General features: G+C 59.5%; 11 protein-coding genes. 5 read left to right on the top strand and 6 right to left on the bottom strand.

Translation table 11 applies throughout. The features are described 5' to 3' along the window. Nucleotides 1-15: 15 nt before the first annotated feature. The 4 genes from LVE68_RS08885 to tkt all read right to left on the bottom strand — a co-directional run bounded on the left by LVE68_RS08885 (nucleotide 16) and on the right by tkt (nucleotide 7,111). Complete coding sequence (locus tag LVE68_RS08885) at nucleotides 16-480, bottom strand: tRNA-uridine aminocarboxypropyltransferase (RefSeq protein ID WP_232939837.1); 465 nt, start codon at nucleotides 478-480, stop codon at nucleotides 16-18. Between the two features lie 677 nt (nucleotides 481-1,157). Then, nucleotides 1,158-3,686, bottom strand: a complete 2,529-nt coding sequence (locus LVE68_RS08890; protein WP_232939839.1) for a PKD domain-containing protein — start codon at nucleotides 3,684-3,686, stop codon at nucleotides 1,158-1,160. Nucleotides 3,687-3,907: 221 nt separating this feature from the next. After that, nucleotides 3,908-4,957 (bottom strand): type I glyceraldehyde-3-phosphate dehydrogenase, encoded by a 1,050-nt coding sequence (gap, locus tag LVE68_RS08895; protein WP_232939841.1) that lies wholly within the window; start codon nucleotides 4,955-4,957, stop codon nucleotides 3,908-3,910. Between the two features lie 150 nt (nucleotides 4,958-5,107). Further along, entirely contained in the window at nucleotides 5,108-7,111 is a 2,004-nt protein-coding gene (tkt, locus tag LVE68_RS08900) for a transketolase (RefSeq protein ID WP_232939843.1), read from the bottom strand. Between the two features lie 252 nt (nucleotides 7,112-7,363). Between tkt and LVE68_RS08905 the strand changes: the two genes are divergently transcribed. The 4 genes from LVE68_RS08905 (at nucleotide 7,364) to metF (ending at nucleotide 12,114) form a co-directional block, all read left to right on the top strand. Further along, entirely contained in the window at nucleotides 7,364-8,329 is a 966-nt protein-coding gene (locus tag LVE68_RS08905) for a metalloregulator ArsR/SmtB family transcription factor (protein ID WP_232939845.1), read from the top strand. 87 nt (nucleotides 8,330-8,416) lie between these two features. Further along, the gene (metK, locus tag LVE68_RS08910) at nucleotides 8,417-9,637 is read left to right on the top strand and encodes a methionine adenosyltransferase (protein WP_232939847.1); all 1,221 of its coding nucleotides are present in this window, start codon (nucleotides 8,417-8,419) and stop codon (nucleotides 9,635-9,637) included. 125 nt (nucleotides 9,638-9,762) lie between these two features. Further along, entirely contained in the window at nucleotides 9,763-11,148 is a 1,386-nt protein-coding gene (gene ahcY, locus LVE68_RS08915) for an adenosylhomocysteinase (RefSeq protein WP_232939849.1), read from the top strand. 126 nt (nucleotides 11,149-11,274) lie between these two features. Further along, nucleotides 11,275-12,114, top strand: a complete 840-nt coding sequence (metF, locus tag LVE68_RS08920; protein ID WP_232939851.1) for a methylenetetrahydrofolate reductase [NAD(P)H] — start codon at nucleotides 11,275-11,277, stop codon at nucleotides 12,112-12,114. Nucleotides 12,115-12,152: 38 nt separating this feature from the next. Here metF and LVE68_RS08925 read toward each other — a convergent pair whose 3' ends face one another. After that, nucleotides 12,153-12,776 (bottom strand): OmpA family protein, encoded by a 624-nt coding sequence (locus tag LVE68_RS08925; protein ID WP_232939853.1) that lies wholly within the window; start codon nucleotides 12,774-12,776, stop codon nucleotides 12,153-12,155. A gap of 171 nt (nucleotides 12,777-12,947) precedes the next feature. On the opposite strand from LVE68_RS08925, the gene LVE68_RS08930 reads away from it, so the two are divergent. After that, a complete protein-coding gene (locus tag LVE68_RS08930; RefSeq protein WP_232939855.1) occupies nucleotides 12,948-13,721 on the top strand; it encodes a hypothetical protein in 774 nt (257 codons plus the stop codon). Nucleotides 13,722-13,738: 17 nt separating this feature from the next. Here LVE68_RS08930 and LVE68_RS08935 read toward each other — a convergent pair whose 3' ends face one another. Then, nucleotides 13,739-14,386, bottom strand: a complete 648-nt coding sequence (locus LVE68_RS08935) for an HAD family hydrolase (protein WP_232939857.1) — start codon at nucleotides 14,384-14,386, stop codon at nucleotides 13,739-13,741. Nucleotides 14,387-14,402 lie beyond the last annotated feature (16 nt).

Consider the following 14,402-nt stretch of genomic DNA (forward strand, 5'->3'; position numbering starts at 1 on the left):
TCCAGCCCGGGCCCTTTATCGCTGGTTGAATCGCCCGAACTCCTCTCGCAAATTCTCTGCCACCGCACCAAATCCTTTCGCCTGCAGAAGCTCAATCACGCACTCGGCCGTGCACAACCCGCCCTCCCGCTGGTTGCGGCGCAGGCAGTAAGCGGACTCAATCCCCGGATCCAGGCTCACCCGTTCCGCCCCCTTGAAATAGGGGCTGCGGTTATACATCTTACGGGCCTCCTGCCAGGTGGCGTCCAGCAGGATGAATGTTTCGAAGGCGGAAACCGGTTTCAGGGACAGCCCGGATTCAGTCCCAGGATAAACAAGTGCGGCATCGCCAGCCTGGATCAGCTCGACTATTTCAGGATCAGGGTGGCGGCGCTGCCAGATGACCCGCCGGACCAGATCGCCACATGTGGCTGTGGCGATTGAGCCAGTGTTTGTCGGGCGGTGTATCTCGCGTTCGTGGGTAAGCAGGTAAATCTTCAAGAGGCAACGGCCGGTAACTGGAATGCAAAAATGCTACGGAAACTAACTCTGGACCTAGCGTACCATCCCACTGCCAGTTTCAGCCAGACACCGCCAGCCTCGGGCGAACCGCTTTCAGGTGCGTGACACGGCGCTGGCACTGCTGCTTGGAAGCGATCATCAGCCAGCGCCAGCCCCCGGTCGGTCGTCAATGCTATTTTTTCGGCAACAGATGGGGCTATACGCGCCGCAAAGAGCGCACAGCATCATACCCGGCGCTGCTTCGGGTATCGCCTCAGTTTCAGGTATTCAGGATGCAGCATGACCAGGCATGCACCTAGACTCCATACACATCGGCATAAATGCGCAGCTAGCCAGCGTAGGCGATGGGAACATCCTCACTGCAAAAACACACTTGCCGCTCATTGCGCATTGTATCGGATCACATGCCGGTGGTGCCCACAAGATCGAGCCTGGACAAGCAGGCCATGAATCACTTCTTGAACACATGGCCTAAGAATAAAAAATGAACTGAATCCGGTAAAATTGAGCGTCATAAGCTTAGCCGTACCGCAATTATTCCATGACTTTAAGTCATAGACCCCAATTATAATTACTTATACAAATCTCACGGCTGGTAAGATAGCATTGAAAAAAGTCCGGGAATTCACCTTTATAATTACTGATTATTTTATCCTTCACCTGGCGATCATGACCCGATCCCCTGTTTTCAGGTTAACAGCAAATAATGCCTGATGATTATAACCTGTAAAGTAAGCGACCAACCCATCCTGAGAAATAGCGACAGACCTTATATTCATAAGGAATTCTCCCTCCCCTGCAGATTGGTCTGCCACCACTGCCCGATCTCCAGTCTCAATGTCTAGCAAAGAAATTTGGTCAAAATCAGACCTAATCAACAGGGATTTTCCGTCAGGCATCAAGTCGAGATCAGCCACGCCGTTCATGTATGGCCCTACCCCCTGATAAGGTTCATATATTGTTGTTCTATCTCCAGAAGCAACGTCAATCGAAAAAACCCTTGCGGAATCCGTTCCGCCCAAGCCCGCGTCGGCAACGAAAATTCTATCCGTCGCAGAGTCATAATTAATGCCTGTAGGATTAATAAACCCTTCGCCAGATCCAATTTCAGCGCTTGACACTATCTCTCGACTGAGATCCGAAAGGTTCAGCGCAATCACTGCCCCCACTTCAGCATCGGCAAAATACAGCTGATTATTCTTATTACTGAAAGCAATCCCCCGAGCGGACATAATCACAGGGCCCATACCATCTGAGTCTGCTGCAATAGAAGTTCGATCGCCGGTCTCCAAATCAACCCTCAGGACTTGGGCTGATGCACCAGAGGCATCATCCTTCTGCTGCAATATATAAGCGGTACCTGCGACTGAATTTACCTCCATTTTTCTCGGCCACTGAAGGACCGGACCACTGCCCCGGGAAACACCAGAAACTTCAGTCCTCACACCTGTCGATAAATCAACTTTTTGCAGGGACCCGCTCCCATAATCCAGGAGGTAACCATTATTCGCTTGACCAAGGTAGAAGTCGTAAAATTCTCCCACACCGGGTCCACTACCAACAGTTTGCTCAATTATTATTGAACGTTCAGCCGTACTACTATCAACAGTGAAAACAGAATCGGAATCCTCAGACCAACCTCCTATATCTCCGACCAGATATCGATCATAGTGGCTGTCATACAATACATTAACAGAGTATCCAGCCGTCACTCCTGACTGCCCATTCTCAGAGAAAACCTCACTATCACCGCTATCGACAAATACCCTGTATATATCACTCCATGGCTGAGAATAAACTACAGCCTTCCTGACAGGGTCAAATGCCATTGAAAATGGGTCTGCAATAGTCGGCCCCTCTCCAACACTGGCGGATGTAGCCACTGATCGATTCCCGGTCTCCAGTTCAACTGCAATCAACGACGCATTCGAATACACGTAAGCAAACCTGCCTTCCGTGTCTACAGTTAGCCGACTGGGGTTTGAAAACGCGATACCGGTACCAACCACGTCATTTGAGGAAACTATTTTTCGATCGCCTGTAGTTAGGCTTATTGAATAGAGAGCCTCTTGGCTCTCATCTATGCCTAACACCTGGTTTCCGAGTGGATCTATCTCTATATCATAGATCAGCTCCGGTATTGGGCCACTTCCGACAGCCTGGCTGGAAACCACCCCTGAATCATAGGTCTCGAGGTCGATATAATCGACCAAATGTGTAGAAACATTGAGAATCAGAAGCCGATTGCGATCAACATCATGAACTATATCCCATGGTTGTCCCGGCAACCTTGTATCAGTACCTATTAAGCTATCAAATTTACCTGATTTCAGATCAACGCGAAAAAGCCGATCGTTAGAAATTGAGGTGGAATCAAGTGCAAAGATTTTATCCGTATTAGCCTTGTCCAATGCGAAAAGTGGACGCACCAAGGTAGGCTTATTTTCTATGCTGACTTGTACAGATTTATCAATAACACCGTCTTGATATGCGTCTAATTGAATGATCGGACTTTGATCATTGACTGGCAACGGCAAATCATTTATTAAGAAAACACCATTTTCCTGCACCTCGACAGATATCTCACCCGCTCCAGCTGTAGCCCTCACCCCGACGCTATCAACGGCAGCCCTCGCCCTCTCAATCGAACCTACTACGCTTATTGTGCTTCCAAAGAAACGGCTCCCATTGTAAGGAAACCTGATATCCAACTGACTGATCGGAGCGTAAGGCACAACAGTTACAATAACCTGGTCAATGGCTGAAGCGCCTTCGTTATCATTGACTGTAACCTGGAATTCGAATACAGCTTCCACCTCTACAACTGGGGCCACGAACGATATCGACTCTCCTTCCCAACTTTCTACTTCAATCGAGGGACCAGAAAGCTGCTCCCATTGGAAGCTATCAATCATTCCGTCAGAGTCTGTAGATTGCCCGGCAGACAAGAGGATGGTGGTCTCTTCATTAGCCACTATGTCTTCGCCAGCATGGGCTATCGGAGGCTGGTTTTGAGTCGTATCTCCAGTTCCAGAGCCTCCTGAACCACCCACGCCCCCAGAATCACCAGTGCCCCCTGTGCCCGATGTCGAACCACCACCGCCGCCGCCACCGCAACCGGAAACGATTATTGTGGTGCACAGAAAAATAGCCGCCAGCATGCGGCCAGGCCAGAAACATGTCATTGCATACCCCCAGTGTAATTTTTATCGTTATCCACAGGTTTAAGGTACATCGACCATATAAAGGCGCCCCTGCGGGGCAGACTCCAACAGGCATTACTCCAAAATTTTTGGCAAAGCTTTCTTATCGTAGAAGGAAATAACGGCAGGGATTGGTGAGCAGCAATCCCAATAAAGAAATTTGAGAACTGCCTCTCAATAATGCGAGCAGGTTGGCGCAGAAGCTATTTTATGTGGTCGTGGTGACTGGCCTCACGGCCTTCCAGGCTCTTTAATTGCATCGCCACGTCCAGCATCCGGTTGGCAAATCCCCACTCGTTATCAAACCAGATCAACACTTTCACCAGTTTGCCACCGGCAACGCGGGTCTGGCTGGCATCGACGATGCCGGAGCGGGGATCGTGGTTGTAGTCGCAGGAGGCGAGGGGCTCTTCGGTGTAGCCGAGCACGCCGGCAAAATCGTTCTTTGCCGCTGCACTCAGTACATCGTTTACTTCGGCCTGGGTCACAGTGTTGTGCAATTGCACGGAGAGGTCGATTGCGGACACGTTGACCGTGGGTACGCGCATCGCCTGGGCCTCGAAGCGGTCGGCCAGGCTGGGCAGGATACGCTCGATACCGCGGGCAAGCCCGGTATCGACAGGAATAATGGAGGTAACCGCCGAACGGGTTTTGCGCAGGTCGGTATGGTGATAGGCATCGCTTACCGGCTGGTCGTTCATGGCGGCGTGGATGGTGGTGATCACTCCGGCATCGATACCAAACGCTTTATCCAGCGCGGCGATCACCGGGACGCTGCAGTTGGTGGTGCAGGAGGCGGCGGAGACAATGGTCTCCTTGCCAGTGAGGACATCGTCGTTGACGCCGTGGACGATGGTGGCGTCCACATCGCGGCTGGCGGGCTGGGAGAACAGGACTTTTTTTGCCCCGGCCTTCAGGTGCAGCTCTGCGCGGGCGCGCTCGGTAAAGCTGCCGGTGCACTCCAGCACGATATCAACCCGGTCTTTGCGCCAGTCCAGGTCTTCCAGCTGTTCATGGTGGGTCACCGCGATGCGGTCACCGTTAACGACCAGGGCATCGCCCTGCACTTCGACATCACCACCAAAGCGGCCGTGTACGGAATCGTAGCGGGTCAGGTGGGCGATGGTGGCGCAGTCGGCCAGCTCATTGATGGCGACGATCTGCAAACGATCGCGCGCGCCGGATTCATACAGCGCACGGAGGACGGAGCGGCCGATGCGGCCGTAGCCGTTGATGGCAAGTCTGATACTCATGAACTTCCAGCCAGTATCAGCATATTGAGCTGACTCCCGTGGGTGCTGGATCCCGGCCGGAACCGGGACGACGGCAGGGCAAAGTCAGGCTTCGCAGCCGTCATGCCGGCAAGTGCCGGCATCCAGGTAGAAGGTCGTGCAACGCACGTTTTACTTCAGCAGTTTCTCGACGGTCTGCGCCACATTGTCGACGGTGAAGCCGAAATATTCCATCAGCTCGCCACCGGGGGCGGATTCGCCGAAGGTCTTCATACCGACGATGGCACCGTCAAAGCCGACAAACTTGTACCAGTAATCCTGGTGGGCCGCTTCCACAGCGACGCGGGCGCGGACGCTGGACGGCAGCACCGACTCGCGGTACGCCTCGTCCTGGTCCATGAATGCCTCGGCACAGGGCATGGAGACCACACGGATCTTGCGGCCGGACAGCTGCTTCTGGGCTTCCATCGCCAGTTCCACTTCGGAACCGGTGGCGATGATGATGGCCTCCGGCAGGCCCTCGCAGTCGGACAGCACGTAGCCGCCCTTCTCCACCTGGGCCAGCTGGCCGGCGTCACGGCTCTGCGGCGCCAGGCCCTGGCGGCTGAAGATCAGGGCGCTGGGGCCGTCGTTGCGGGCCACTGCCATCTTCCAGCTCACCGCTGACTCGGTCGCATCGCAGGGGCGCCAGGTGTACAGGTTCGGGGTGGAGCGCAGGGCGGTCAGCTGTTCCACCGCCTGATGGGTGGGTCCGTCCTCGCCCAGGCCGATGGAATCGTGGGTGTAAACAAAGATCACCCGCTGCTTCATCAGTGAGGCCATGCGCACGGCGTTGCGCGCATACTCCATGAACATCAGGAAGGTGGCACCGTAGGGCACGAAACCGCCGTGCAGGGCGATCCCGTTCATGATGGCGCTCATGCCGAACTCGCGCACACCGTAGTAAACGTAGTTACCGGCGGCGTTATCGGAGCGCACGCCCACGGAACCGGACCAGATGGTGAGGTTGGAGCCCGCCAGGTCGGCAGAGCCGCCGAGGAATTCCGGCAGCATGGGGCCATAGGCATTCAGTGCATTCTGGCTCGCCTTGCGCGAGGCTATCTTCTCGCCGTTTTCCTGGCACTCGCGAATGTACTCATCCGCCTTGGTAAGGAAGTCCGCCGGCAGTTCGCCGCTCATGCGACGCTCGAATTCCGCCGCCAGCTCCGGGAACTCCTCCTGGTAGTCGGCGAAGATATCGCGCCACTCATCTTCCTGCGCCTCGCCCTTGTCGCGGGCGTTCCAGCCAGCGTAGATATCTTCGGGGATCTCGAACGGGCCGTGGTTCCAGTTCAGGGTCTCGCGCACCAGGGCGATCTCGTCATCACCCAGCGGCGCGCCGTGGCACTCCTCGCGGCCCTGCTTGTTAGGGGAACCGAAGCCGATCACGGTCTTGCAGCAGATCAGGGTGGGCCTGGCGGTCTCGGCGCGGGCCTCCTCGATGGCCTGCTTCACCGCCGCCGGGTCGTGGCCGTCGACACCCGGGATCACATGCCAGCCATACGCCTCGAAGCGCTTGGGCGTGTCATCGGTGAACCAGCCCTCAACCTCCCCATCGATGGAAATGCCGTTGTCGTCGTAGAAGGCAACCAGCTTGCCCAGCCCCAGGGTACCGGCCAGGGAGCAGGCTTCATGGGAGATGCCCTCCATCAGGCAGCCGTCGCCGAGGAAGCAGTAGGTGTGGTGATCCACCAGTTCATAGCCCGGGCGGTTGAATTGCGCCGCCATCACTTTCTCTGCCAGCGCCATGCCCACCGCGTTGGTGATGCCCTGGCCCAGCGGGCCGGTGGTGGTCTCGACACCGGGCGCGTAGCCATACTCCGGGTGCCCCGGGGTCTTCGAGTGCAGCTGGCGGAAGTTCTGCAGCTCCTCGATCGGCAGGTCATAGCCGGTCAGGTGCAGCAGGGAGTAGAGCAGCATCGAGCCGTGGCCATTGGACAGCACGAAACGGTCGCGGTCCGCCCAGTCGGGGTTGGCCGGGTTGTGCTTCAGGTAATCGTTCCACAGGACCTCGGCAATATCTGCCATGCCCATGGGCGCGCCGGGATGGCCACTCTTGGCTTTCTGCACGGCATCCATGGACAGGGCACGAACGGCATTGGCCAGTTCGGTGCGGGTCGGGTTGGAAGAAGTCATAGGGCTCTGCTCTCAGGTCAGTTTGCGGGGCCGGGCCGCATTCACCATAGGCCACGGCGGCGAAAAAGGAGGCGTATTTTCACGCAATCGGCGGCGCTGCGCAAAGGCCGGTGGCCGATTGTCGCGTTATTCACGCAACAAAATTGCTCCGCAGGTGCCGGCGCTTAAAACAACACACCTGCATCAAAATATTTTTATGGAGCTATATCAAAATCCTTTGATGCAGGCTGGAACGCTGCTAGACTGCGCCTCATGCCAGATTCCCAGCACGCCATCCAGCAACCGGAACAGACCATTCCGGACGCCATCCCCCAGCTGGCCGCGACCCTCAAGGCCGCGGGGGATCCGCTGCGCCTGGAGATCCTGCGCCTGCTGAGCCAGGACTCCTACAGCGTGCTGGAGCTGTGCCGCATCTTCACCCTGCGCCAGCCGGCGCTCAGCCATCACCTGAAAGTACTGGCCCAGGCCGGCCTGGTGAGCAAGCGGCGCGAGGGCAACAACCTGTTTTACCGCCGCAGTGGTGACGGTGAGGCGCTGCGGGGCCTGTTTGCCAGCCTCGACCGCCTGCCCCTGTCCCCGGAACGGGCCGCCGCCGTGGCGACCATTGCCCGGGAGCGCGCCGAGGCTTCGCGCCGCTTCTTCGCCGACTATGGCAATCGCTTCCGCGAGCAGCAGGAGCTGATCGCTGGCTACGAAGTCTACGGCCCGCAGGTGGCCCAGCTGCTGAAGCCCGGGACCAGGGCCCTCGAGGTAGGCCCCGGTGAGGGGGAGTTTCTCGCCGAGCTGAGCCCCCGCTTCGACAACGTCACCGCGCTTGACCTGTCCGAGACCATGCTCACGCGGGCCCGGCAGTTTGCCGATGACCGCAACCTGGCGAATATCGACTTTGTCTGCGGGGACACCCGCGAGGCCGCCGCGCGGCCACAGAGCGCCGACAGCATCGTGGTCAATATGGTGCTGCACCATACGCCGGAGCCGGCACAGATATTCCAGGACCTGCAGCAGGCCCTGAAAAGTGGCGGCCAGCTGCTGGTGGCAGAGCTGCAGGACCACCGCCAGGACTGGGCCCGCGAGGCCTGTGGTGACCTGTGGCTGGGTTTTGCCCCGGAGCAGTTGCAGGCCTGGGCGGAAGACGCCGGCCTGCAGGATGGTCGCAGCGTATACAGCGCCCTGCGCAATGGCTTCCAGATCCAGATCCGGGAATTCCTGAAACCGTAATTTAACCGCGGGAGCCTGCCCTGGAGGCTCCCGCAATAACACCGAGCATTATTTCGTTTGCCGCAGGCAAGACATGGAGACTTTCACATGAGTGAATACAGACTGTTTACCTCGGAGTCCGTATCCGAGGGGCACCCGGACAAGATCGCCGACCAGATCTCCGACGCGGTGCTCGACGCACTGCTGGCGCGCGACAAGCACGCGCGCGTGGCCTGCGAGACGCTGGTAAAGACCGGCGTGGCGGTGATTGCCGGCGAGATTTCCACCAGTGCCTGGGTGGACCTGGAAGACCTGGTGCGCAAGGTGATCACCGATATCGGTTACACCTCCTCGGACGTGGGCTTCGACGGCGACACCTGCGGCGTGCTGAACATGATCGGCAAGCAGTCGGTGGATATCGCCCAGGGTGTCGACCGTGCCAAGCCGGAAGACCAGGGTGCCGGGGACCAGGGCCTGATGTTCGGCTATGCCACCGACGAGACCCCGACCTTTATGCCGGCGCCGGTTTACTACGCCCACCGCCTGGTGGAGCGCCAGGCCGAGGCGCGCAAGTCCGGCCTGTTGCCGTGGCTGCGCCCGGACGCGAAGAGCCAGATCACCTTCCGCTACGACGAGCACGGCAAGCCGTGCGCCATCGACGCGGTGGTGCTGTCCACCCAGCACAGCCCGGAAGTAAGCCAGGAAGACCTGCGCGAGGCGGTGCTGGAGCTGATCGTGCACCACGTGTTGCCGCAGGAGTGGCTGCACGAGGGCACCAAGTACCACATCAACCCGACCGGCAAGTTCGTGATCGGCGGCCCCGTGGGCGACTGCGGCCTGACCGGGCGCAAGATCATCGTCGACACCTACGGTGGTTCCGCCCGCCATGGCGGCGGCGCCTTCTCCGGCAAGGACCCGTCCAAGGTCGACCGCTCCGCCGCCTACGCCGGTCGCTACGTGGCCAAGAACATTGTCGCCGCCGGGCTGGCCAAGCGCTGCGAGATCCAGGTGTCCTACGCCATTGGCGTGGCCGAGCCCACTTCCGTGTCGATCAATACCTTCGGTACCGGCAAGGTAAGTGAGGACAAACTGATCGAGCTGGTGCGCGAGCACTTCGACCTGCGTCCCTACGCCATCTCCCGGGCCCTGGACCTGCTACACCCGATGTACCAGCTGACCGCGGCCTACGGCCACTTCGGGCGCGAGCCGTTCGAGCACACTTACAGCTGGACCGATAGCAGCGGCCAGCAACGCAGCGAGACCTTCACTGCCTTCCCGTGGGAAAAAACCGACAAGGCCGAGATCCTGCGACAGCACGCGGGCCTGTAAACCCGGGAAATAAAGAACTTAACCGTAGGAGCGGCCCATGGCCGCGAACGATACACGCTTCGAGACAGGCAGAAATCGCGGCCATGGGCCGCTCCTACAGAAAACACAAATTCAAAGAGGTTGGAATGAACCAGATGAGCACTGAATTCAAGGATTTCAAAGTCGCCGATATTACCCTGGCGGACTGGGGCCGCCGCGAGATTGAAATCGCCGAGGGCGAGATGCCGGCCCTGATTGCACTGCGCGAGAAGTATCGCGCAGAGCAGCCGCTGGCCGGTGCGCGCATCATGGGCTGTATCCACATGACCATCCAGACCGCAGTGCTGATTGAAACCCTGGTGGCGCTGGGTGCCGAAGTACGCTGGTCTTCATGCAACATTTTCTCCACCCAGGACCACGCCGCCGCGGCCATCGCTGCCAGCGGTATCCCGGTATTTGCCTGGAAGGGCGAGACCGAGGAAGAGTACGAGTGGTGCCTGGAACGCACCGTGGGTGACGACGTGGCCGGCTGGCAGCCGAACCTGATCCTCGACGACGGCGGCGACCTGACCGAGCTGCTGCATCGCAAGTACCCGCAGATCCTCGATAACTGCCACGGTATCAGCGAGGAAACCACCACTGGTGTGCACCGCCTGCAGGACATGCTGCGCGAGGGCACCCTGAAAGTGCCGGCGATCAACGTCAATGACGCCGTCACCAAGAGCAAGAACGACAACAAGTACGGCTGTCGCCACAGCCTGAACGATGCCATCAAGCGCGGTACCGACCACCTGCTGTCCGGCAAGAAAGCCCTGGTGATCGGCTACGGTGACGTGGGCAAGGGCTCCGCCGCCTCCCTGCGCCAGGAAGGCATGATCGTGAAGATCTCCGAGGTGGACCCCATCTGTGCCATGCAGGCCTGCATGGACGGCTTCGAACTGGTTTCCCCTTATAAGGACGGCATCAACACTGGTACCGACGAGGGTATCAACAAGGAGTTGCTGGCCAACACCGACCTGCTGGTGACCACCACCGGCAATACCAACGTGTGCGATGCACATATGCTGAAAGCGCTGAAGAGTGGCGCTGTGGTGTGCAATATCGGCCACTTCGACAACGAGATCGATACCGCCTACATGCGCAAGCACTGGGAATGGCAGGAAGTGAAGCCGCAGGTACACAAGATCGTGCGCAATGCGGCAGACAACGATCACCTGCTGCTGCTATCCGAGGGCCGCCTGGTGAACCTGGGCAACGCCACCGGCCACCCCAGCCGCATCATGGACGGCTCTTTCGCCAACCAGGTGCTGGCACAGATTCACCTGTACCAGGAGAAGTTTGCCGACCTGCCGGCGGACCAGAAAGTTTCCGCGCTGTACGTGAAAGTGCTGCCGAAGAAACTGGACGAGGAAGTCGCCCGCTACATGGTCGAGGGCTTCGGCGGTGTGATCACCCGCATGACCGAGGACCAGGCCAAGTATATCGGCGTTGCCGTGGAAGGCCCGTTCAAGCCAGAAAGCTACAAGTATTAATTGAACCGAGACTGGACGCCGGCGCGAGCCGGCGTGACGATGCTGGTTGCAAGATCGTCATTCCGCCCTGCCGCACTCCGGCACCGGGCGGGGTCCAGCCCCTCGGGGACTGGAAAAGACAGTATCATGACCGACACCCCCAGAATCAGCTTTGAGTTTTTCCCGCCCAAGACGCCCGAGGGCCGGGAGAAGCTGTACAAGACCCGCGAGACCCTGCAGGAGTTTGCCCCGGCGTTCTTCTCCGTCACCTACGGCGCCGGCGGTACCACCCGCGAAACCACTGTGGATATCGTCACCGGCCTGCGTCGCGACGGTATCTCCATCGCGCCGCACCTGTCTTTCGGCGGTGATAACGAGGAGACCGTGCTGGGACTCCTGAACGCCTACCGGGAAGCGGGCGTGGATCGCATCGTGGCACTGCGTGGCGATATGCCTTCCGGCATGGGCGCTGTGGCGCAGCTGGTGTACGCCAACGAATTGGTGGCCTTTATCCGCCGCCATACCGGCGACCGGTTCCACCTGGAAGTTGCCGCTTACCCTGAGATTCACCCGGAAGCGGGCTCTTACGACGACGACATTCGTTACCTGAAGGGCAAGTTCGAGGCCGGCGCCAACAGCGCGCTGACCCAGTACTTCTACAACCCGGATGCCTACTTCTATTTTCTCGACCAGTGCGAGAAAGCCGGCATCGATGCGCCCATCTACCCGGGCATCATGCCGATTACCAACTTCACCAACCTGGCGCGGTTTTCTCGCAACTGCGGTGCGGAAATCCCCCGCTGGTTGCGCCACCGCATGGAGAGCTTCAATAACCCGGAAGATATCCGCAAGCTGGGGCTGGAAGTGGTCACCGACCTGTGCGATACCCTGCTGCAAGGCGGCGCCCCGGGCCTGCACTTCTATACCATGAACCAGGTGGACCCCACCGCGGAGATCCTGCGCTCGCTGGAGATCGGCACCGCCTGAACCGGTGCCCGGCCTGCCCGCTCATCGACTGCCTGCAGTCATTGATCGGCGGGCCGGTTGCCTGTTTCCGGTGACTCCTGCTGTTCTTCATGCTGCAGTTGCACTGACACCGGTTGCGAATCGAAATTCACCACGCGTATCACCAGTCGCCGGTTCTTCTTCTGCCCCGCAGGGGTACTGTTGTCAGCGATCGGAACCGTATCCCCGAAACCCTCTGCTGCCACCCGTTCGGCATCGATGCCGCGCTCGAGCAGGAACTGGCGCACCCAGTCTGCCCGCACCTGGGACAGCCTGCGATTCTTCTCCGGGTCGCCCTCGTTGTCGGTATGCCCCTCAATCACGATACGCATGGCCGGGTAATCGCGCATGATGACCAGCAGCGCCTCGACATCACCGATGCTATCCATACGCGGGGCAAAGCCGCCGGGCTCAAAACGCACGCCCAGGATAAATTCGTTCCCGTCCTCACGGGGCTTGCCACGCAGGTAGCGCACCATGGCATCCCCAAACGGGTTCGCCTTGCGTGCCAGCTGCTCCGCTGCGCCCTCCTTTACATTGGGCAGCGGCTCCAGCGCATACTTTTTGTTGGGATCGTCATAACAGGCGGGCAGGGACACCGTGACCAGCAGGCCAGATACCAAGGCACAGAAAAATCGCGTCATCAGGAAAGCTCCCCGACTGGCTGGCGTCATTTTCATTGTAGTACACGCTGGGCCGCAGAGGCTGGCTGGCGCACAGCAGCCACAAGCAGTGACGCCCCGGAGTGGCCACGTACCAGTGTCTCGTGGCGCACCCTAGGATACCCGCAGGCCCTGCAGCCACGGGAGGCCACCATGTCCGTTTGTCCCGCCAAGTGCCTGTACAGCTGGATGCTACTGGTGCCCCTACTGCTGTTGGCCGGAGTCTTTACTTTCCTCGCCTCCCACGCCAATACCCCGCAACTGCTTACCGTGGCCCCCGACACCGCCCTGGTGGATGCCCAGCGGGGCCTGAGGGTATCGCTGACCTGGCGCGTGGCCAGTGCCGGCGGTGCCCGCTCATCGCACGGCGAGTTTGTCGACCTGGACCGCAACCGGGTACTGCAGAAAGTGGAGCGCCCACTCGCATTCGGCGCCGACATGGCGCGACTGAACGAGGAGGTACGGCTGGCACCAGGGCAGCTGCGGGCCTGGTATGGTGAGGGGGTACGCAGGCTTGGCTACCGTCGCAGCTTTGCCGGCCCGGCCGGCAGCCTGTCGAACTTCCTGCTGATCGACCTGCCCGCCAGCGGACGGCTGGTGGCACTGGACGCGCAGCCGGCCCGGCAGACATTGAGTGGCGACTCACGGGAAATGATGGTGCGCTGGCAGCTGCACGGGGATATCGGCGGCGTGCGGGCCGAATCGGAAAGCGGTTACTTTATGGTGGGCGACCGGGTCGTCTATGCCACCGGTGAGCCACTTTTCAGCGATGGCGGCGATACGGCAACCGAACGGGTGCCGGTGCCGCGCTGGCTGGTGGAGGACCTGCTGGATGGCGGCATAGAGCGTATCCGCTATCAACGCACCTTTATTGACAGCCGGAACGGCCGTCGCAGTGCAGCGGTGATCGTCGACCTGGCCCGCTGAGACAATGTAGCCGGTGGTCAGAGGTAGTCCATTACCGCCATCAGGTCGCTGACCACCCGCGCGCCCTCGCGCTCCAGCTGTGGTGCGCGCACCGGGTGGCGGCTGTAGCCCACGACCGGCATGCCCGCGGCCACCGCCGCCTTTACCCCGGCGATGGAATCCTCCACCACCAGGCAGCGATGGGGCTCCACCCCCATGGTGTGGGCGGCATGCAGGAACAGGTCGGGCCAGGGTTTGCCGCGCCTGACGTCATCGGCACTGAAAATGCGTCCATTGAAGTACTCGAACAGGCCGGTTTTGTTCAGGGTGAGCTGCATTTTTTCATGGGAGCCGGAGGAGGCCACACAGCTGCGCAGGCTGACCTGCAGCAGGTGATCGAGCAGGTCCTCGATGCCGGCGATCGGCTGCAACTCGTGGTGGAAAGCCTCGCGGATACGCCGTTCAGTATTGCCGAAATAGTGGTCGGGAAGCGGCCCGCCGTAGCGGGTCTCGATTTCCAGCAGGCAGTCTTTTGCCGGGCGCCCGCTGAACTGCTCGTCCAGCTCCTCGGCAGTGGTCTCCATGCCGAGCTTGTTCATTTCCTCGGCCAGGACGCGACAGACAATGGTCTCGCTGTCCACAAGCACGCCGTCGCAGTCAAAGATAACCAGTTCAGTGGCAAACATCTGTGGCAGTCACCTG

The sequence above is a fragment of the Microbulbifer sp. YPW16 genome, from assembly GCF_021290385.1.
Classification (GTDB): domain Bacteria; phylum Pseudomonadota; class Gammaproteobacteria; order Pseudomonadales; family Cellvibrionaceae; genus Microbulbifer; species Microbulbifer zhoushanensis.